Raw genomic sequence first — 20,044 nt, forward strand, 5'->3', positions numbered from 1 at the left:
CGATCCACTGGCACAATGTAGACCGCCCGCTTGCGGGCGCTCCCGTCTTCACCGCGCTCCCACCGTCGGCACGAACAAGACGCGCACCGGCGCGGGCACGCTGATCACGTTCGTCGTGTAGCGCAGCGCGCCGGTTTCCGGATCGATCGCAAACGAGGCCAGCGTGCTCGAGCGTTGCCCTGCCGCGACGAGCCAACGACCCGTTGGGTCGAGGTTGAAGTTCCGCGGCCAACTTCCGCGCACCGGCTCGCGCTCCACCGAAGTGAGCGCGCCCGAGGTCGGGTCGATGGCGAACACCGCAATCGTATCGTGGCCCCGGTTGCCCACGTAAAGAAAACGACCATTTGGATGCACGCGCACTTCGGACGTGTTGTTGACCGGCGCATCATCGTGTTCCCCCAAGGTCGGCCACACCTTCACGAGCGTGAAATGCTCCGGCCCGGGCTCACGACGCACCTGGGCGACCACACTGCCGAGTTCTCCATTTACGTAGGCATAGGGCAGAGTCGGGTGGGAATCCATGTGTCGCGGTCCCGCGCCCGACGGCAGGTCCACCTGATCGGCCAAAGCGAGGGTCAACGCGTCCGGATCAACTGCGAGCGACCAGACGGTATCATTGCCGAGGTCCGGCACATGCAGGCGCAGACCGTCAGCCGAGAAACCGACCCAGTGCGTCCGAGACTGCGTTTGGATGGGGTGCGGCCGCTCGCCGCGAAACGGCATGGTGAGCGTGAAAACTTTGTCGGCCGCGAACCCACCGTCCGCCCGCAAGCGCACGAGGTTGGTGGTGCCCGCCCCCCAGTGCGCGGTCGCAAGCGTGCGCCCCGCCGGATCAACCGCGATATGGGTGGCCGATCCATTGGGCAGCGGCTTCTGTTCCCACAACTCAAGATCGCCCGCGGCGTTGTATTTGAGCACGGCGACACCCGATCCCCGGTCACTGCTGTAGGACGAGTAGAGCAAGGGAAGCTCCGGGTGCGCCACCAACCACGAGCCGCTGCGCATCGCCACCACGCGTTCCGGTTCACTCAAGGCACCGGAATCCAGATCGAGCTCCACGCGATAGATCCCCCCTTCTCCCGCGATCCACAAGGCCGCGGTCTCGGCGCGCGCCAGCGTCAGGGACAGCAACCAGCCGAACACGACAACCAAAGGACGAAGCAATGTCATGGGCTGATCCAAGTCGGTTCAGGTGCGCGGCGCAGGCCAAACTTTGCTGACCGTGCATTCAAATCTGGCCAGCCCTGCCACGATGCGCCAGATGGACGCGCAACATGGGCGCCTTCATCGAGCTGCAGAACATCACCCATCGTTACGGCAACACGACCGTCGTCGCCGATACCTCGCTGGCGCTCAACAAAGGTGAGGTGTTTTCGCTGCTCGGACCCAGCGGCTGCGGCAAGACCACCCTGCTCCGCATTCTCGGCGGATTCCTCACGCCGGAAAAAGGCCGCGTGCTGGTCGACGGCCAGGACCTCACCCACGTCCCGCCCAACCGTCGCCCGATCAACACGGTATTTCAAAACTACGCCCTTTTCCCGCACCTGAGCATTCGCGACAACATCGCCTTTGGACTCACCGTCGCCAAACGCCCGCGCGCCGAGATCGATACCGAAGTCGAACGCATGCTGGACCTGATCCAGATGCACGAGCACGCCGACAAAAAACCCGGCCAAATCAGTGGCGGCCAAAAACAGCGCGTCGCCATCGCCCGCGCGCTCATCAACCGCCCCCAGTTGCTCCTGCTCGACGAGCCCCTCGCCGCGCTCGATCTCAAGCTGCGCCAGCGCATGTTGATCGAACTCGACAACATCCACGATGAAGTCGGCATCACCTTCCTCTACGTCACCCACGACCAGGGTGAGGCCATGTCGCTCAGCGACCGCGTGGCGGTCATGAACAAAGGCCGTTTCGAGCAGATTGGTCGCCCGGCCGAAATCTACGAATCTCCCCGCAGTCGCTTTGTGGCGGAGTTCATCGGGGATACCAATCTCATCTCCGCCCACGTGACCCACGTCGTTTCTGACAACTACGTCACACTGCGCCCCGGGAACCTCGGCGAAATCTCCCACCACTTCGGCGACCAAAAGAACGCGGGGCCGGACATTCTCGCCTGGAAGGACGTGCCCATGCAACCCGGTGCCCGGGTGGTCCTGTCGATGCGCCCGGAGAAGATCACGATCGCCGCTCAAAAGCCCGAACTCGCGCACGGGCACAATGCCGTGCGCGGCGTCGTCGAGGACCTGATCTACATGGGTTCGCGCACGCAGTTCCGCGTGCGCGTCGCCGACCAAACCCTCGTGGTTTGGCAACAGCACAACCGCTGCCTGCTCGATACCAAACCCCTCACCTGGGAGGACGAGGTCTGGTTGGCGTGGCACGCCGACGATGGTTACGTGATCGTGGAGAATCCGGCATGAGAAAGCCGCGTTGGCTCGAAACGCTGTTGAGCATGCCGAGCTTCGGCTGGCTCGTGTTCTTCTTCGCCGTCCCGACGGTGCTGGTGTTTCTCCTCTCCTTCAAACCCGCTGACATCGGCGGCGGCATCGGCGAGGGTTGGACGCTCGAAACCTGGCGCGACATGGCCAACCCGAGTTATCCCTCGATCATCTGGCGCACCGTGTGGTTGAGCGTCGCGGCGACCGCCGCCTGCCTCGGTTTCGGAGTGCCGGTGGCTTATTGGATCGCACGGCTGCCCGCCCAATGGCGTCCGCGCGTGCTCCTGCTCATCATCCTGCCGTTTTGGACCAACTTCCTCATCCGCATCTTTGCGTGGCGCACGTTGCTGCACCCCGACGGCTTCATCAAAAGCATCGCCGTCAGCCTGGGTTGGGCCGAACCCAACACCCAACTGCTTTACAACGACTGGGCGATCCTGCTGGTGCTCGTCTACACCTACCTGCCCTTCGCCATCCTGCCCCTCTACGCGGCGGCGGAGAAATTTGATTTCACCCTGCTCGACGCCGCCCGCGATCTTGGGTCCTCCCGCTGGCACGCGTTTCGCAAGGTGTTCCTGCCCGGCATTCGCATCGGTTTGCTGACGGCCTTCCTCATCGTCTTCATTCCCGCCCTCGGATCCTATGCCATTCCTGCCATCGTCGGCGGCCCCAGCAGCGAAATGATCGGCAACAAGATCGCCCAACGCGCGACCACCGATCGCAACCTGCCGCACGCCGCCGCGCTCGGGGCCGTGCTCACGCTCGTCATCTTCATCCCGCTCGTCGGCGCCGCCTACCTGCGCCGTCGCGGCGGCCCGGGCCCGACCGACGGTCGCCTCGGCACCGCGACTCCCGGAGGGCATCCGTGAAAACCATCTTCCGCAATGTGGCCGCGAGCGTCAGCGAGTGGTGCTGCCCGCACTCAGCTGACGCCGGGATCGTTGCCCCCGGTCCCGGCCTCACCGCGGCCGGCTACAAATCACCTCACTCCGCCCGATGAAGCCGAGCCGACTGCCCTTCATCACCGCGCTGCTCGTGCTGTTGTTCTTCTACCTGCCCATTGGGGTGCTGGTGGTGCAGTCCTTCAATGCAGCCAAGTTCGGCGGCCAGTGGCAGGGTTTCTCCCTTCGTTGGTATCAGGAGCTGTGGGAACGCTCCGACATCCACGACGCCGCGTGGAACACCCTGCTGATCGCCCTCGCTTCCACCGGCCTCTCCGTCGTGCTCGGCGCCCTCGCGGCCTGGTGTATCCACCGTTTCCGCACACGCCTGCAGCGCGTGCACTACGGCCTGATCTACGCGCCGTTGGTGGTGCCCGACATTCTGATGGGCATCAGCCTGCTCTTCCTTTTCGTGCACATCGGCGCTCAACTCAACCTCGCCACCGTCATCCTCGCGCACACCACCTTTTGCCTCAGCTACGTCACCCTCGTCATGCTGGGTCGACTGCAGGATTTCGACGAATCGGTGATCGAAGCCGCACAGGATCTCGGCGCGGGTTGGCCGGTCATCCTGCGTCGCATCCTGCTCCCGCTGCTCGGGCCCGGCCTGGCCGCCGGCGCCCTCCTGGCCTTCACCCTGAGCATCGACGATTTCGTGATAACTTTTCTGGTCTCCGGTCCCGGCAACACTACCTTGCCGGTGAAAATCTTCAGCATGATGCGCCGCAGCTCGCCGCAGGTGATCAACGCCCTGAGCGTCATCTTCATGGCAGTCACGTTCGTCATGGTCCTCCTCAGCCAACGCTTCACTCGATCCACTCATGAATAAGAAGAACACCCTCCGACTGCTCGCGGCCGGCCTGTGCGCCGGTTTCGTTCTCTTCCTGGCCGGTTGCGCCAAAAAGAAGGAAACCCTCCACGTCTACATCTGGAGCGACTATCTGGCCGAAGGCATCATCGAAGAGTTTGAGGCCGCCAACGACTGCGAGGTCATCATCGACAACTACGACTCCAACGAAGTGCTGCACGCCAAGCTCAAGGGCGGCGCCACCGGCTACGACGTCGTGTTCCCCTCCAGCTACGTGGTGAGCATGATGGTCGCCGACGGCCTGCTGCAGCCGATCAACCACGCCAACATTCCGAACCTCAAGAATCTCGACCCGACCTTCGTGAACAACGTGTCCATCGACAAGAAGATGGAATACAGCGTGCCCTACATGACCGGGTCGACCGGCATCGCCTACCGCAGCGACGAGATCTCCGAGTTCACCCCTTCCTGGACGATGTTTGCCCGCCAGGATCTGGCCGGTCGCATGACGCTGCTCGACGACCCGCGCGAGGTCATCGGCGTCGCCCTCAAGACCCTCGGTTACAGCCTCAACAGCACCAACGAAGCTGAGATCAACGCCGCCGCCGATCTGGTGATCGAGTGGAAGAAGAACATCGCCCGCTTCGAATCCGAAGCCTTCAAGGCCGGCATCGCCTCCAAGGAATTCTGGTTGGTGCAGGGCTGGGGTGGCGACATCCAGCAGGTCATCGATGAGAACGAGGATGAGAACATTGTCTTCGTGCTGCCGACCGAAGGTTTCCCGATGTGGGAAGATACCATGGCCATCCCGGCCGGCAGCGACAACGTCGCCCTCGCCGAGAAGTTCATCAACTACCTGCACGATCCGGCCATCGCCGCGCGCAACATCGAATACAACTACTACCTCTGCCCCAATGCCGCCGCCTACCCGCTCTTGAGCGAGGAAATCAAGGCCAACCCGGTGGTCTTCATCCCCGAGGACCTGCTGCCCAAGGGGGAGCAAACCCTCGACATCGGCGACGACCTGCAGAAATACACCGACGCGTGGGACCGCGTGAAAGCGGCGCAGTAAACTACCCTGCCGCTTCCAGTCCGATCACGCAAAAGGCCGCCGGAATCCCGGCGGCCTTTTCGTTTTAGAACAACGCCTGATTCGTCAGGCAGGAGTCCCGTTGGTTTCGGCGTCCCGTTCCGCCGCGATGGCAGCCTCCATCTCTTTCTCCACCGCCGGCGTGATCTTGTAGAAGAACACCGCCGATCCTGCCAGGACCGCGAAGCCGGCCGGAATCCAGCTCATGATCAGCCGCAGCCCCTCGATGGTCTCCGGCGTCTGATCCTCGTTGGCCACAAACCCGAAGGAATTGAGCAGGACCAGCGCGATCGCCGGGCCGATCGACCAACCGATCTTTTGCGAGAAGGTGCCAGCCGAGAACAGCAGGCCGGTCGAACGCTGACCGAGCTTCCACTGTCCCCAGTCGGCCGTGTCAGCGATCATCGACCAGAAAAGCGGCATCAGCGGCGCCGCGATTCCGGAACTGATGAACTGGTGCGCCACAATGAGCGTCAGGTTATCAGCCGGCACAAAATAGAAGAGACCGATCATGATCGCGGACACGAAATTGATGATGATGAAGGCCTTCTTTTTGCCGCCGAGGAACTCCGCGATCTGCTTGGTGAAGAGCACGCCGACGATTTGCACGATGTTGCTCGTGAGGTGGAAGTAACCGCCCCACTCCGTGTTGCCGGAGACGTATTTGAAATAGTGGATGGCTACGCCACCACGCACCGCGATCCAGATGATGGTGAGCACACTCACCAAAATCATCGCGACCCACGGGCCGTTCTTAACCAAACCGCTCAAGTCCTTGAGCACGTTGTTCGATTGGTTCTTCGGCGCGACCACACGTTCCTTCGAAGTCTTGAAGGTGATGAAGAACGAAATCGCCGCGATCACCGCGTAGACCGAGACCGCAAGCGTGAAACCGAGCCGCTCGTTGCCGCCGCCGAGAACCTTGACCAGGCCAAGCATTGTGGCGCTCACCACCGCCGTGCCGGCGAAAGACCCCACAAAGCGAAAGGACGAAAGCACGGTGCGCTCCTCCGACTTGGCCGTCATCACGCCCATCAAGGCAGAATACGGGATGTTGATCATGGTGTAGACCATCGTCAGCGCCGTGTAGGTCACATACGCGTAGACCAGGCGGCCGCCATCGCTCAGGTCGAAGGCCGTGAACGTCAGCACGCCAATGATCATATAGGGCGGGATCATCCACAGCAGCCACGGCCGGAACTTGCCCATCTTCGACTTCGTGCGATCCGCGATCATGCCCATGATCGGATCGTTGATCCAATCCCACGTGCGGGTGAAAAAGATCATCGCCGCCGCCGCGGACGCCCCGATCGCCATCACATCCGTGTAATAGTAGGTCAGGAAGTTCATGAAGATGCCGAAATACAGGCAGGAGGCAAAATCGCCGAAGGCGTAGCCGACCTTTTCGGTCATCTTCAGTTTGGCTGCGGGATCGTCGGCAGCCGGGACGGAGACAGCGTCTTTAGACATAGATAAGGGTATAGCGGGGTATGGGGAAGACCGGGCTAAGCCCGGAACTCGGAATGCGCCCGGATCGTGGCGGTCGACCGGTCGCGTGCAACCCGGAAACGACTCTCTCTTTGAAACCTGACAACCGTGTCGCGACTTCTCGCCGGGACGGGGAAAAGAATCTCAAGAACGCAAAAACGATCCTTCGCTCGCCTTCGCCCGCCATCGCGGACCATGGGCCCGCCCGGATTGCGAAATCGAGGCCTCACCCGCCCCAGCGCTCCAGCACTTCCACCACGAGGATGGCGCCGAACAGCGCCAAGGCTCCGAGCAGGGCCACGTTCGCCCGCCAACTGTTGCGCGCTCCGCCGACCCACTCGCGCCGGTTGTTCATCACCAGCAGCAGCGTCGCCAGGAACGGCATGAAAAACGCCCCGGCAATCGCATAGACGATCACCACCAGCAAAGGCTGCTCGGCCACCGTCAGCACGAGCGGCGGAATCCCCAGGAACAGCAAATAGCCGCGATACGCCGCCGAGCGACCCGACGGCAAAGTCGTGTCGAAAGCCGCCACCGCAGGTCCGGCCGACCGGGCCCGCCAAGCCGCCCACCAATCGGCGAAGAGGTAAGGCACGCCCTGCCAGACCCCGAGCAACGACGAGAAGACCGCGCACCAAAAACCGGTTAAAAATGCCACGCGGCCTCCCGGCCCAAGTAACTCTCCGAGCCGCACACTGAGCGCCTCCACCAACGCCCGCCCCGATGCATTTTCCGGATGGGCCCCGGCTGCGATCACCACCATCGCCAAACCGAACACCGCCGTGAGCGTATACGCCACCGTCACATCCCAGCGCATGTTCCGCAGCCACCCGATCGCATTCCACCCTTTCTCCCGCATCCAATAGCCGTGGCAAAGCAGGGTCACACTTCCGCCCACCCCGCCGATCAAACCAACCAGGAACCACACCCCGCCCTCCGGCACGGTCGGCACCAGCAGACCGTGCCAGATCGCTCCCGCCCGCGGCGCCAGCAGGACCCCGCACCACACCACCACCCCAAACATCAAGCCGACCAACCCTTGCATCACCCGCTCGAATACGCCGAAGCGGCCCCGCCAGACCACGGCCACACCACCAAGTGCATGCAGCGCCGTCCACCATCCGACGTTCCCTGGCAGGGCTGGCCACAGCGCCTTGATCGCAAACCCGCACGCCGAGCCCAACGCCCCCGCGACGAGAAAACTCCAAGCAACCAGATAGGCGCCAAAGTAGGCCGATACCCACCGCGGCAACCGTCGCACCATCCCGCGAATCAGCGTCTCCCCCGCCGCCAACTGCCAGCGCCCGAGACCTTCGTTGAGCACCGCCTTACACACCGCGCCCGCGACCACCGCCCATAACACCGCCACCCCATGCCGCTGGCCGGCGACCGCCGCCGCGATCAGGTCGCCCGCGCCCACCCCCGTGCGGCCACGAGGATACCCGGACCGACGCGCCAGCGCTGCCCGTCGGGGGCTGATGGCGGCGGAGCAACGGGCGCGGACATCGGTCGCTCCTCAGGCCTGCGCCGCCGTTCGCGCCCGATGAATCGCCAAAACCAATGCCCGAATTTTCGCGTGATCCTTGATGCCGGGCGCGGTCTCCACCCCGCTGTTCACGTCGAGAAAACCCGTGCCGGTCGCCGTCAAGGCCTCGCCGACATTCGCCGGGGAAAGCCCGCCCGACAGAATCCAGGTCGTATCCGGAAACTGCTCACGGTGCCGACGAAATTTCGCCCAGTCACCGGTCTCGCCGGTGCCGCCAAACTTGTCGCGATGAAAGGTGTCCATCAAAACCGTGCCTGCCGCGGCGCGCATCCAATTCGGCACGTCGTCCGCCGGCGGCAGTTTTGGCACCAGCCAGAGCCGCTCCCGGCCAATTTGCTGTGACCAACTCGCCACTCGGGATTCGGCGCCCGCCACTTGGAAGTGAATCTGCAGTCGATCAAATCCGGCCTCCAGCACCTCGGCCACGGCGGCCTCATCCGGCTCCACCAGCACCGCGACCCGCTTGCGCCCCTCCGGCAAGCGCGGCGCCATGTCGCGATACTGCCGCAGCGACACATACCGCGGTGACTGGGGATACAGGATGAACCCGAGGCAATCGGCGCCGGCTCGATCGGCGAACTCCGCATCGACGAGCGTGGTCAGCCCACAGACCTTGATGCGCACGCCATCGATCATCCGGCAAAGGCGTTGATGCTGGCGATCACGTGGTCGACTTCGTCGTCCCGCAGCTCCGCAAAAATCGGCAAACTCAGGCAGGTGCGCGCGGTTTCTTCCGCCACCGGCAGACTGCCTTCGGGCGGCCCCACCTCCGCATAGCAGGGCTGCTGGTGCAGCGCGCGCGGATAGATCAGGTCGGTGCCGACGCCCGCCGCGGTCAGGTGCTCGCGCAGCGCATCTCGGCGCGGATGCAGGATGGTGAATTGGTGATACACCGAGTCGCCCCACGCCGCCGGTTGCGGCAGCACGGTATTCGCCAGGGTGATACCTTCACGGTAGCGGCGCGCGATGCCGCGCCGGCGACCGGTCCATTCCGCGAGATGGCGCAGCTTCACGGACAGGGCGCCAGCCTGCAGGCCTTCCATGCGGTAGTTGTAGCCCACGGCATCGTGCTGATAGCGCACGTTCGAACCATGCACCCGCAGCAGTCGCACCTGGTCCAACAAGGCGGCGTCATTCGAAATCACCGCCCCGCCCTCACCCACGCCGCCGAGGTTCTTGGTCGGATAAAAACTGAAGGTGCCGATCGCCCCCATCGTGCCGACCGGCCGGCCCTTGTAGGTGGCAAGATGCGCCTGCGCGCAGTCTTCGATCACCGGTAGATTGCGTTCCGCCGCCAGTTGCAGGATCGGGTCCATGTCCGCCGCCTGACCAAAGAGGTGCACCACCACGATGGCCTTGGTCTGTGGCGTGATCGCGGCCGCGATTGTCTCGGCGGTGGCGTTGAAGGTGCGGGCGTCCACATCGCAGAACACGGGCCGCGCGCCCACGTAGCTCGCGGTCCACGCACTGGCGATGAAGGTAAAGGCGGGCACGATCACGTCGTCGCCCGGCCCCAGGTTCAGTGCTTTGGCCGCCAGGTGCAGCGCCGCCGTGCCGTTGGCGACACCCACCGCGGGAGCGCCCATGGCCTCGCCAAAGGCTTTTTCAAATTCAACGACGTCCGATCCGAGACAGAAGCGCCCGGAGTCGTAGGTGGCGGCAAAGGAGCTGAGGATTTCCACCCGCAGGTTGTGGTGGACGCGAGAGAGGTCGAGGAACGGAACGTTCATGGGTTTGGGGGCTGGGAACCTGCACCGCCGCAGGCGGCGCGGCAAGCACCCGCTGCACGCTCACTTAGGTTGCAGGCGCACAATCAGCGCATCAATCAACGCGTCCAATCCCGGATTCTTCGCTTCAAAATCAACCGGCATCCCGACCCGCTTCATCGTTTCCGACGTTTGCGGACCGATCGACCCGGCCAAGGGACGGTTCGCACCTGGTTCCAGCGCAAGGGCGGCGGCTTGGCCGGCGAAGGCCTCCGCGGCCGAACTGCTCGCAAACAGGATCGCGTCGGCACCGCGCTCGCGAAAATCATGCGCCGCAGGATTCTCCGACAGGTCCAACTTCTCCGTGCGGTAGAGCGGCAGGATGTCCACGATCGCGCGGCCTTCCTCCTCCAGCCGCTTGACCAGCGTCTCTCGATTCAGGTTGCCGGTCACCACGACCACCTTGGCACTGTCGAGACTATCGGTCGCGATCAACGCGTCCGCCAGCGCATCCGCCGTCGCCACCTCCGGCCGGCATTCGACCCGCAGGTGGCGGCTTTCGACCGCCTTGGCCGTCGCGTCACCCACGCAGGCGATGCGCAAGAGGCCCAGGGCGCGAATGTCGTCGAAGCCTTTGAGGAATTGCTCGAAGAAGAGGTTCACACCGTTGGCGCTCGTGAACACGATCCAGTCGTAGCTGCCGAGTTCGGAGAGGATTTCGACCAAAACGTCCCGTTTCACGTCCGGCACCACATTGATCAGCGGCAGTTCGATGACCTCGGCGCCGAGATGCTCCAGCTTGTCGCGCAACCCACTGTTGCCCTCGCGGGTGCGGGTGATGGCGACCCGCCGACCAAAGAGGGCCAGGTGCTCAAACCAGTCCACCGCCTCCTGGTGGCGAACCACTTCCCCGACAAAAACAATCGCCGGCGCCTTCAGCCCCGCCGCCTCGACCGCGTCGGCCAAGGTGCCCACCGTGCCGGTCACGCTGCGTTGCCGACCTAGCGACGCCCATTGCACGGCTGCGGCCGGAGTGTCGGCCGTCATGCCGCCTGCCTGCAGTCCCTTGAGAATGTCGCGCAGGCGGCTCATGCCCATGTAGATGGCCAAGGTCGAGTTTTTGAGCGCGCCCAGCGCCGGCCAGTCCACCTGCAACTCGTGCTTGGTCGGGTCCTCATGCCCGGTGACCAGCACGAGGGAGGAACTGGTGTTGCGCTGCGTGAGGGGGATGCCGGCGTAGGCACCGGCAGCCAGCGAGGCGGTGACGCCCGGGACGACCTCAAACGGAATCCCGTCCGCCGCCAGCGCCCGCGCTTCCTCCCCCCCGCGCCCAAACACATAGGGATCGCCCCCCTTGAGCCGCACCACGCGCTTGCCGGCTTTGGCCCGATCGACCAGCAGTGCCTCGATCTCCGACTGGGGCACCGAGTGAAATCCGGCCTTCTTGCCCACGTAAACCACTTCGCAATCCTGCGGACACCACCCGACCAAATCGGGGTGCACCAGGTAGTCGTAGACCAAAACTTGTGCTGAAGAAATCAGCTCCCGCGCCCGAAAGGTAATTAAGCCCAGATCGCCCGGACCTGCGCCCACCAGATAAACCATGCCGTTGCCGTTCATAAAGTCGGACAGCCGTCGCATAATCGACGTCGCTAGCCAAGCCCCGCCTTGGGTCGACGCGAAGTTTCGATCTGGCATTTTTTCAAACAATTGGCAACAAGCGCCTTGCCGTTTGCCGGAAACGATAGGGTAATACGCCTAGATGGGCACTATTACTTAGGCCCTAATGGATTGCTCAAAAGGCGTTCCTGTAGTTTAGTTTAACGTGTTCGTGAAACCTTCCTTCAAAGCCGGATTCCTTGCCGCCATCGCCGTCACCCTTTCGGCGACCTTAGCGCATGCCCAGTTGACCGAGCTTTCCTGGGAGTCAAACAGCAGTCAGAACTTCGGTCGCCGCCAGAACTGGACCGGCAACAATGCGGTCGACAGCAACACCGAGGCCGCCGTTTTTGACGGCAGCGGCAGCCAGACCAACATTGTGATGAATGCGAACCGCACCATCGGTGGCTTCGTTTTCACCAGCGGCACCAACGCGATCACCTTCAACAGGAACTCGAATGATCGCCTCGTGCAGCTCGACACCACCAACGAGCCCGACTCGCTGGGCATGCTGCACGAGAAGGCGTGGACCACCCACACCTTCAATTCCCGCCTGCAAATCAACTCCAACCAGATTTGGCGCACCACACAGGCGGGCGGAAATCTGACCTTCACCGACGACCTGAACCTGCAATCCTTCAACCTGACGCTCGATCCCCAGAACTCCAACGGCACCATCACCTTCACCGGCGCCAGTGGGGTGATCACCGGCACAGGCGGACTCATCAAAGAAGGCGCCGGCACGGTCGTGATCTCCGGCGGCACGCACACCTACACCGGCGACACCATCGTCAACGCGGGCACCTTTCAGATTAATGCCTCCAACGTGCTCTCCGACAGCACCGACCTCACCATCGATTCCGGCGCGACCTTCCAATTTAACTGGGGCAGCCTCTCCGAAACCGTCGGTGCGCTCTCCGGCGACGGCAACCTTTCCATCCGCGGCAGCACCTTTATCACCAACACCAGCGCGAACACCGAATTCTCCGGCACCATCACCGACAGCTACGGCAGCTTCCGCAAGGCCGGCATCGGCGACCTTACCCTCTCCGGCGACAACACCTATAGCGGCCTGACCTACATCGACGGCGGCACGCTCATCGCCGCCAGCGACGACGCCCTCGGCGCGGCCACCTACGGTAACGTCATCGCCAACGGCGCTACCCTCGGCCTGCAGGGCGGCATCAACATGAACGAATCCAACTTTTCCCTGCAGGGCACCGGCGACGGCGGCGGCGGCGCCATCCGCAATATTTCCGGCGACAACACCCTCGGCGCCTCTCTCACCTTCACCGGCGCGACCACCATTGGCGCGGACTCCGGCTCGCTCACGCTCACCAACAGCCTCGCCGTCAACAACGCCCTCACCTTCACCGGCTCCGGCGACTTCGTGGCCAGCGGCCAGGCATACGGCAGCAGCTCGATCACCAAGGATGGCACCGGCTCGCTGACCCTCTCCGGCACCTCCGGCAACTCCTTCTCCGGCGGACTCAACCTCAACGACGGCACCGTCTACCTCGACAAGACCGACGGCACCGACGCCCTCGGCAGCAGCGGTGCCATCAACGTCGGCGACAACGCGGGCGCCGCCAACTCCGCCCGGCTGGAGCTGCAGGGGAACAACCAGATTTCCAACAGCGCAGGCGTCCTCACCATCAATTCCGACGGTCAGTTCTCCCTCGCTAGTTACACGGAGACACTCAACCAGATCGCGGGCACCGGCAGCCTCGATCTGGGCACCGGTAGCCTCAATGTCGGCGTCAACTCCGGCTCCTCGACCTTCAACGGCGTCATCTCCGGCTCGGGTGACTTCGCCAAATCCGGCTCCGGCACGGTCACTCTCGGCGGTTCTTCCGCCAACACCTACACCGGCACCACCACCGTCGACGCCGGCACGCTTGCGTTGAACAAATCCAGCGGCAACGCCATCGCCGGCGACGTCACCCTCAACGGCGGCACCCTCCGCCTCGATGCCGCCAATCAGATCGCCGACACCAGCGCCCTCACCTTCAACGCCTCCGGCTCCTTCAGCCTCAACAACAACAACGAGACCGTCGGCTCCATCGCCTCCGCCTCCGGCTCCTCGTCCATCAGTCTCGGCTCCGGCACCCTCACCACCGGCGCCAACAACAGCACCACCACCTTCGCCGGCATCATCAGTGGCAGCGGCGGCCTCACCACCACCGGCAGCAGCTCCCTCACCCTTTCTGGCGCCAACACCTTCAGCGGTGACCTCACCATTGGCTCGGGTAGCACGCTCGTCGCCTCCAACGACGATGCCCTCGGCTCCGGCGGTGGCACCACCACCGTCCAGTCTGGCGGCACGCTCGAGCTTACCGGCGGCATCACCGTCGACAGCGAGACCGGCATCACCCTCGCCGGCACCGGCACCGCCGGCCAGGGCGCCGTGCTCAGCTCCTCCGGCAACAACATCCTCGACGCCCCCTTCACCCTCTCGGGCGACACCACCATCTCCGCCACCGCCGACACCCTCACGCTCGGCACCCAGACCAACTCCCCCGAGTTCGACCTCAACGGCAGCAACCTCACCCTCAACACCGACGGCGGTAACATCGTCTTTGAGGCCGACTTCACCAACACCGGCGACGTCATCAAATCCGGCTCCGGCACCCTCACCCTCAACCACGGCGAAGCCTACCCTTCCATCCTCTCCACCTCGACCGACTTCTACCTCAACGACGGCACCACTATCCTCAACACCTACAACAACGAGAACTCCGGCATGCGCGGCGAGGTCATCGTGGGTGACGGCACCGGCGCCGCCGGCTCCGCCGTGCTGCAACAAGGTCTCTACGAAAGCGGCGTCGACGTCTCCAGCGAGCTGATCTCCAACTCGTCCAACATCACCATCAACGCCGACGGTTACTGGGATCTCCAGGGCCACAAGGAAACCGTCAATAACGTCACCATGGCCGGCGGCACCATTGAGGCCAAGAACAGCTCCGGCACCGGCGACCGCCTCGACATCATCGGCACCCTCACCGCCAACAACAACGCCACCTCCACCATCGACGGCCGCCTCGGCTTCAACAACGACGCCGCCAAATCCGTCGTCGTCGACTCCGGCTCCACCCTGCAGATCAACGCCGTGCTCTCCAACGGCGGCTTCGATAAGACCGGCGATGGCACCATGGTCCTCTCCGGCGCCAACACGTTCACCGGCACCGCCAAGGTCTCCGACGGCATCCTGCGCGTCGACAACAACTCCGGTCTCGGCGCCACCGCCGGCGGCACCCAGGTCCTCTCCGGCGCCCAGCTCCAACTCGACGATGTCAGTATCGGAGCCGAAGCCCTGCAGCTCGCCGGCACCGGCCACAACTCCGATGGCACCGGCGCCCTGCGCGCCCTCGCTGGCACCGAAAACACTTGGGCCGGCGCCGTGACCCTGACCGCCAATGCCGAAATTCAAACCGAATCCGGCGCCGCTCTCACCATCGGCGGCAACATCACCGGCTCCGGCAAGACCCTCACCGTCGAGTCCATCGGCAACACCACCTTCAATGGTATCAACACCTTCAATACGTTGGAGAAGAACGGCGCCGGCACTCTCACCGTCACCAACACCAACACCTACGCCACGACCAACGTGAACGCCGGCACCTTCGCGCTCGGCAACTCCAACATCCTGTCCGACTCGATGGACATCAACCTTGGCGCCTCCGGCACCTTCAACGTCGGCACTTACACCGAGACCATCGATCAGCTCAACGGCTCCGGCACCCTCACCATCGCTTCCGGCGGCGACCTCACCGTTGACCAGCTCGGCAGCGCCGGCGCCTTCACCGGCGTGCTCGACGTCGACGGCATCCTCACCCTCAACGGCGGCACCATCGGCGCGGCCGACGGCACCGGCTCCACCGGCACCATCGAGCTCACCGCCTCCAACACGCTCAACATCGTCGATAACTTCACCTTCGGCGGCACCCTTGAGCTCGGCGACGCCACCACCCTGAACCTCGTCAACGACGGCACCACCTTCAACGTCGGCACGCTGCGCGTCACCGGCGATTCCGTCATCGACTTCGCCGGCGCCGACATCGGCACGCTCAACATCGGCACCCTTGAGATCGACCTCGGCGGCACCATTCTGGCCACCAACTGGAACAGCTTCTACGACCTCTGGACCGCGACCAACTTCACCGGCGCGACCATCGACGAGCGCAACAGCACCACCGCCCAGATCACCTTCAGCGGCTTCAACGCCTCCGACACCATCTGGCTGACCTACGACTACGGTTCGAACGAGATCACCGTCCCCGAGCCCAGCACCTACGGCGCGATCTTCATCGGCACCGCGCTCGCCGCTTTTCTTTGGCGCAAACGCCGTGAGAAAAGCGCCAAGGGCACCGGTTGATGGAGGTGTCGGGCCCGGCCCCGACACCCCTGATTTTGCCGCGCTTCAGCTGTTCGCGAGTTCCCGCTGAATCGGGAACAGTTCGCGCAACGCGCCACTCAGGCGGTCCTGCACATCCTGCAATTTCGCGTAACGCGCATGGCGCTTCTTGTCCGGCTTCACTCGCGTGGACTCGTTCTTGGCCACGACCTTGTCGGCAATGGTGGCGATGCTGGCATTCGGACGCGTCTGGCGCGCCATGGCCCAGGCCGCCTGAATCGCGCCGCCCAAGGCGGCGCCTTCGTCCTCGACCATCGCCACCACCGGCACGCCAAAGACGTCCGCCATGATCTGACGCCAGATCGGTGATTTCGCGCCGCCGCCAGTCACCCGAATCTCGCGCGGCTTCACGCCAAGATCCGCCAGGCGCCGCAGGCCGTAATTCATGCCCATGGTCACACCTTCCATCGCCGCGCGCGCGAGGTGGCTCGGCTTCAAAGTCTGTTGGTTCAGGCCCAGGTAAACGCCCGAACCTGCCGGCACGTTCGGAGTGCGCTCGCCTTCGAGATATGGCAGCATCACCAAACCACCGGCGCCGGCCGGGGCCGCCGCCACCGCGTCGGCCAGTTCGGTATGGTCGTAGTTGAAGAGCGCGCGCACCTGCTCCGTCACGGTCGTGACATTCATCGTGCAAAGCAGCGGCATCCAGCCGCCGGTCGAACCACAGAACGCGGCGATCTCACCCTGCGGGTCCACCACCGGCTGTTCGGCATGGGCGTAGATCGTTCCGCTGGTGCCGAAGCTCGCGGTGACCACGCCCGGCTTCACGTTGCCGGTGCCAATCGCACCCATCATGTTGTCGCCCCCACCGGCCGACACGATGACATCGCTGGAGAAACCATACTTTTGCGCGATCTCTTCACGCAGGGTGCCGACGATCGCGTCCGAAGCGCTGAGCGGCGGCAGGTAGTCGGCGAGTTTTGGGTCGATCGCATTGATCACCGCCTTTGACCATTTGCGCTTGCGCACATCCATCAGCGCGGTGCCGGAGGCGTCACCATACTCCATGAAGTAGACGCCGGTGAGGTAGAAATTCAGGTAGTCGTGTGGCAGCAACACGTGGCGCAGCTTCGCGTAGTTCTTCGGCTCGTGACGCTTCAGCCACAGGATCTTCGGCGCCGTGAAACCTGGCAGAAACGCCAGACCCGCCTTGCGGATCGCGGCCTTCGTGCCGCCGAGCTTCTTGGTCAGAATTTCACACTCCTCTGTCGTCGAGGTGTCGCACCACAGCTTGGCCGGGCGAATCACATCACCGTCCTTGTCGAGCGGCACGAAACCATGCTGCTGACCGGAGATACCGATGCCTTTGACCCGCGTGCGATCAATCTTCGAGGCGACCGCGCCAATCGTCGTATCGAGCGCCGCCACCCATTCCTGCGGGTGTTGCTCCATGTGCCCGACCGGCAGTCCTTGAATCAGGCGGTGCGGCGCGCGGGCCTCGGCGACAACCTTGCCGGTGTCGAGATCGAGGGCGATCGCTTTGGTGGATTGGGTTCCGGAATCGATGCCAATGTAGATACTCATGGTGGGGATGGATACAGGGAACGCCCGTTATGCCGCACTCGCCGGACGCTTGAACACCCAAAACCGACCCTCGGCGCTCTATTAATTGAACCGTCCGACGCCGCCGCAGGCCAATTCCCACTCGACCGTCTCCCCCCGGTGCTTTTCGCTAGCGGACTCTTCAACGACATCCCTCTCTTTCAACATGTCCGCGTCCCCCACCATCATCTACACCAAGACCGACGAAGCTCCCGCGCTGGCGACCTACTCGCTGCTCCCGATTGTGCAGGCGTTCACCAAACACGCCGCCATTCAGGTCGAGACGCGCGACATCTCCCTCGCCGGCCGCATCCTTGCCCAATTTCCCGAGTGCCTCACCGAGTCGCAGCGCATCGCCGACCACCTCGCCGAGCTCGGCGACTTGGCCAAGACGCCCGAGGCCAACATCATCAAGCTGCCCAACATCTCCGCCTCCATTCCGCAGCTGAAGGCCGCCATCGCCGAACTTCAGGCCAAAGGCTACGCCATCCCGGCTTACCCGGAGGCGCCGGCCAACGACGCCGAGAAGGCGATCAAAGCCAAATACGACAAGGTCAAGGGCTCCGCCGTGAACCCGGTCCTCCGCGAGGGCAACTCGGACCGCCGCGCGCCCAAAGCTGTCAAAGACTACGCCCGCGCCAACCCACACTCCATGGGCGCCTGGTCGACCGACTCCAAGACCAACGTCGCCACGATGGGCGCCGATGACTTCGCCGCCAACGAGAAGTCCGTCACCCTGCCCGCCGCCACCGAGGCGACCATCACGCTCATCACCGACGACGGCAACCAGCACGTGCTCAAGTCCGGCCTCAAGCTCCTCGCCGGCGAGGTCCTCGACGCCACCGCCATGAGCAAGGCCGCCCTGGTCTCGTTCCTGCAGGATCAGATCGAGCGCGCCAAGGACGAGGGCATCCTCTTCTCCCTCCACATGAAGGCCACCATGATGAAGGTTTCCGACCCCATCATTTTCGGCCACGGCGTGAAAGTCTTCCTCTACGACCTCATCGCCAAACACGGCGCGACGCTCGATGAGCTCGGCGTCGATTTCAACAACGGCATTGGTGACCTCGTCGCCAAAATTCAGACGCTGCCCGAGGACCAGAAGGCCGCCATCGAAGCCGACCTTCAGGCCGCCTACGCCGCCGGCCCCGACCTCGCCATGGTCAACTCCGACAAGGGCATCACCGGTCTGCACGTTCCCTCCGACATCATCATCGACGCCTCCATGCCCGCCATGATCCGTGCCGGCGGCAAGATGTGGGACGCCGCTGGCAAGACCCAGGACGCGCTCGCCGTCATCCCCGACAGCTCCTACGCCGGCGTATATCAGGCCACCATCGATTTCTGCCGCAAACACGGCGCGCTTGACCCGAAGACCATGGGCTCCGTGCCCAACGTCGGCCTCATGGCGCAGAAGGCCGAGGAATACGGCTCGCACGACAAGACCTTCGAGATTCCGGCCAACGGCACCGTCCGCGTCACCGACGCCGACGGCAAGGTGCTGCTCGAGCACAAAGTCGGCGCCGGCGACATCTGGCGTGCCTGCCAGACCAAGGACGCGCCCATCCGCGACTGGGTGAAACTCGCGGTCAACCGGGCCCGCGCCACCGGTTCGCCCGCCGTTTTCTGGCTCGATGAAACCCGCGCCCACGATGCTCAGCTCATCGCCAAGGTGCGCACATATTTGCAGGACCATGACACCAGCGGGCTCGATCTTCACATCATGGCGCCGGCCGAAGCCTGCACCTTCAGCCTCGAGCGTATCGCCAAGGGCCAGGACACCATTTCCGTCACCGGCAACGTGCTGCGCGACTACCTCACCGACCTCTTCCCGATTCTCGAAGTTGGCACCAGCGCCAAGATGCTCTCGATCGTTCCCCTCATGAACGGCGGCGGCCTCTTCGAAACCGGCGCCGGTGGCTCCGCCCCCAAGCACGTGCAACAATTCGTCGCCGAGAACTACCTCCGCTGGGACAGCCTCGGTGAGTTCCTCGCCCTCGCCGTCTCCTTCGAACACATCGCGACGACCTTTGACAACGCGAAGGCCAAGGTGCTCGCCACCACGCTCGACGCCGCGACCAGCAAGTTCCTCGTCAACGACAAGTCGCCCACCCGCCGCGTCGGTGGCATCGACAACCGCGGCAGCCACTTCTACCTCGCGCTCTACTGGGCGCAGGAACTCGCCGGCCAGGACGACGACACCGACCTCAAGGCGGTCTTCGCGCCCGTCGCCGCCAAGTTGGCCGCCGACGAAGCCAAAATCGTCGAGGAATTGCTCGCCGTGCAGGGCTCGCCCGCGGACATCGGCGGTTACTACCAGCCCATCGACGAACAAGCCGCCGCCGCCATGCGCCCCAGCGCAACCTTCAACGCGGTGATTGACGCGCTCTAAGCGCCGCGCCGTTAGATAGG

At 63.9% G+C, this 20,044-nt stretch carries 13 protein-coding genes; 6 read left to right on the top strand and 7 right to left on the bottom strand.

Features of this window, described 5'->3' with window-relative positions; translation table 11 throughout:
* Window positions 1–48: 48 nt before the first annotated feature.
* Window positions 49–1,170 carry a lactonase family protein gene (locus tag AC0MRV_RS16485; protein WP_472765597.1) on the bottom strand — a complete coding sequence of 374 codons (1,122 nt, stop codon included), beginning with the start codon at window positions 1,168–1,170 and terminating at the stop codon, window positions 49–51.
* 104 nt (window positions 1,171–1,274) lie between these two features.
* Between AC0MRV_RS16485 and AC0MRV_RS16490 the strand changes: the two genes are divergently transcribed.
* The 4 genes from AC0MRV_RS16490 to AC0MRV_RS16505 all read left to right on the top strand — a co-directional run bounded on the left by AC0MRV_RS16490 (window position 1,275) and on the right by AC0MRV_RS16505 (window position 5,259).
* On the top strand, window positions 1,275–2,420 hold the full coding sequence (locus tag AC0MRV_RS16490) for an ABC transporter ATP-binding protein (RefSeq protein WP_472765598.1): 1,146 nt from the start codon (window positions 1,275–1,277) through the stop codon (window positions 2,418–2,420).
* On the top strand, window positions 2,417–3,307 hold the full coding sequence (locus tag AC0MRV_RS16495; protein WP_472765599.1) for an ABC transporter permease: 891 nt from the start codon (window positions 2,417–2,419) through the stop codon (window positions 3,305–3,307). Before AC0MRV_RS16490 ends, AC0MRV_RS16495 begins: the two co-directional genes overlap by 4 nt.
* 127 nt (window positions 3,308–3,434) lie before the next feature.
* Window positions 3,435–4,208, top strand: a complete 774-nt coding sequence (locus AC0MRV_RS16500; RefSeq protein WP_472765600.1) for an ABC transporter permease — start codon at window positions 3,435–3,437, stop codon at window positions 4,206–4,208.
* Window positions 4,201–5,259 carry a polyamine ABC transporter substrate-binding protein gene (locus AC0MRV_RS16505; protein ID WP_472765601.1) on the top strand — a complete coding sequence of 353 codons (1,059 nt, stop codon included), beginning with the start codon at window positions 4,201–4,203 and terminating at the stop codon, window positions 5,257–5,259. Before AC0MRV_RS16500 ends, AC0MRV_RS16505 begins: the two co-directional genes overlap by 8 nt.
* Window positions 5,260–5,343: 84 nt before the next feature.
* Here the strand turns inward: AC0MRV_RS16505 and AC0MRV_RS16510 are convergent, their stop codons facing one another.
* From AC0MRV_RS16510 to cobA, 5 genes are all read right to left on the bottom strand, one after another.
* Window positions 5,344–6,747, bottom strand: coding sequence for an MFS transporter (locus AC0MRV_RS16510; RefSeq protein WP_472765602.1), 1,404 nt, complete (start codon window positions 6,745–6,747; stop codon window positions 5,344–5,346).
* A gap of 244 nt (window positions 6,748–6,991) precedes the next feature.
* Window positions 6,992–8,185 carry an Nramp family divalent metal transporter gene (locus tag AC0MRV_RS16515; RefSeq protein WP_472765603.1) on the bottom strand — a complete coding sequence of 398 codons (1,194 nt, stop codon included), beginning with the start codon at window positions 8,183–8,185 and terminating at the stop codon, window positions 6,992–6,994.
* 96 nt (window positions 8,186–8,281) lie between these two features.
* Window positions 8,282–8,947: a phosphoribosylanthranilate isomerase gene (locus tag AC0MRV_RS16520; protein WP_472765604.1), complete on the bottom strand. Its 666-nt coding sequence runs from the start codon at window positions 8,945–8,947 to the stop codon at window positions 8,282–8,284.
* A complete protein-coding gene (locus AC0MRV_RS16525) occupies window positions 8,944–10,041 on the bottom strand; it encodes a DegT/DnrJ/EryC1/StrS family aminotransferase (protein WP_472765605.1) in 1,098 nt (365 codons plus the stop codon). Before AC0MRV_RS16525 ends, AC0MRV_RS16520 begins: the two co-directional genes overlap by 4 nt.
* Before the next feature lie 60 nt (window positions 10,042–10,101).
* Window positions 10,102–11,658 (bottom strand): uroporphyrinogen-III C-methyltransferase, encoded by a 1,557-nt coding sequence (gene cobA, locus AC0MRV_RS16530; protein ID WP_472765606.1) that lies wholly within the window; start codon window positions 11,656–11,658, stop codon window positions 10,102–10,104.
* Window positions 11,659–11,848: 190 nt separating this feature from the next.
* Here cobA and AC0MRV_RS16535 point away from each other — a divergent pair, with 190 nt between their 5' ends.
* Window positions 11,849–16,051, top strand: coding sequence for a beta strand repeat-containing protein (locus AC0MRV_RS16535; protein WP_472765607.1), 4,203 nt, complete (start codon window positions 11,849–11,851; stop codon window positions 16,049–16,051).
* A 45-nt stretch (window positions 16,052–16,096) separates the two neighbouring features.
* On the opposite strand, the gene xylB is transcribed toward AC0MRV_RS16535, so the two are convergent.
* A complete protein-coding gene (xylB, locus tag AC0MRV_RS16540) occupies window positions 16,097–17,614 on the bottom strand; it encodes a xylulokinase (RefSeq protein ID WP_472765608.1) in 1,518 nt (505 codons plus the stop codon).
* Window positions 17,615–17,798: 184 nt separating this feature from the next.
* On the opposite strand from xylB, the gene AC0MRV_RS16545 reads away from it, so the two are divergent.
* Complete coding sequence (locus AC0MRV_RS16545) at window positions 17,799–20,024, top strand: NADP-dependent isocitrate dehydrogenase (protein WP_472765609.1); 2,226 nt, start codon at window positions 17,799–17,801, stop codon at window positions 20,022–20,024.
* The last annotated feature ends 20 nt before the right edge of the window (window positions 20,025–20,044 follow it).

This window comes from Actomonas spartinae, from assembly GCF_051209155.1.
Lineage (GTDB): Bacteria > Verrucomicrobiota > Verrucomicrobiia > Opitutales > Opitutaceae > Actomonas.

What these genes read in the sequence shown, in the direction of transcription:
- AC0MRV_RS16490 (WP_472765598.1), top strand. Translation starts at nt 1,275, where the DNA reads ATGGGCGCCTTCATCGAGCTGCAGAACATCACCCATCGTTACGGCAAC.
- AC0MRV_RS16525 (WP_472765605.1), bottom strand. Translation starts at nt 10,041, where the DNA reads ATGAACGTTCCGTTCCTCGACCTCTCTCGCGTCCACCACAACCTGCGG.
- xylB (WP_472765608.1), bottom strand. Translation starts at nt 17,614, where the DNA reads ATGAGTATCTACATTGGCATCGATTCCGGAACCCAATCCACCAAAGCG.
- AC0MRV_RS16520 (WP_472765604.1), bottom strand. Translation starts at nt 8,947, where the DNA reads ATGATCGATGGCGTGCGCATCAAGGTCTGTGGGCTGACCACGCTCGTC.
- AC0MRV_RS16545 (WP_472765609.1), top strand. Translation starts at nt 17,799, where the DNA reads ATGTCCGCGTCCCCCACCATCATCTACACCAAGACCGACGAAGCTCCC.
- AC0MRV_RS16485 (WP_472765597.1), bottom strand. Translation starts at nt 1,170, where the DNA reads ATGACATTGCTTCGTCCTTTGGTTGTCGTGTTCGGCTGGTTGCTGTCC.
- AC0MRV_RS16505 (WP_472765601.1), top strand. Translation starts at nt 4,201, where the DNA reads ATGAATAAGAAGAACACCCTCCGACTGCTCGCGGCCGGCCTGTGCGCC.
- cobA (WP_472765606.1), bottom strand. Translation starts at nt 11,658, where the DNA reads ATGCGACGGCTGTCCGACTTTATGAACGGCAACGGCATGGTTTATCTG.
- AC0MRV_RS16510 (WP_472765602.1), bottom strand. Translation starts at nt 6,747, where the DNA reads ATGTCTAAAGACGCTGTCTCCGTCCCGGCTGCCGACGATCCCGCAGCC.
- AC0MRV_RS16495 (WP_472765599.1), top strand. Translation starts at nt 2,417, where the DNA reads ATGAGAAAGCCGCGTTGGCTCGAAACGCTGTTGAGCATGCCGAGCTTC.
- AC0MRV_RS16500 (WP_472765600.1), top strand. Translation starts at nt 3,435, where the DNA reads ATGAAGCCGAGCCGACTGCCCTTCATCACCGCGCTGCTCGTGCTGTTG.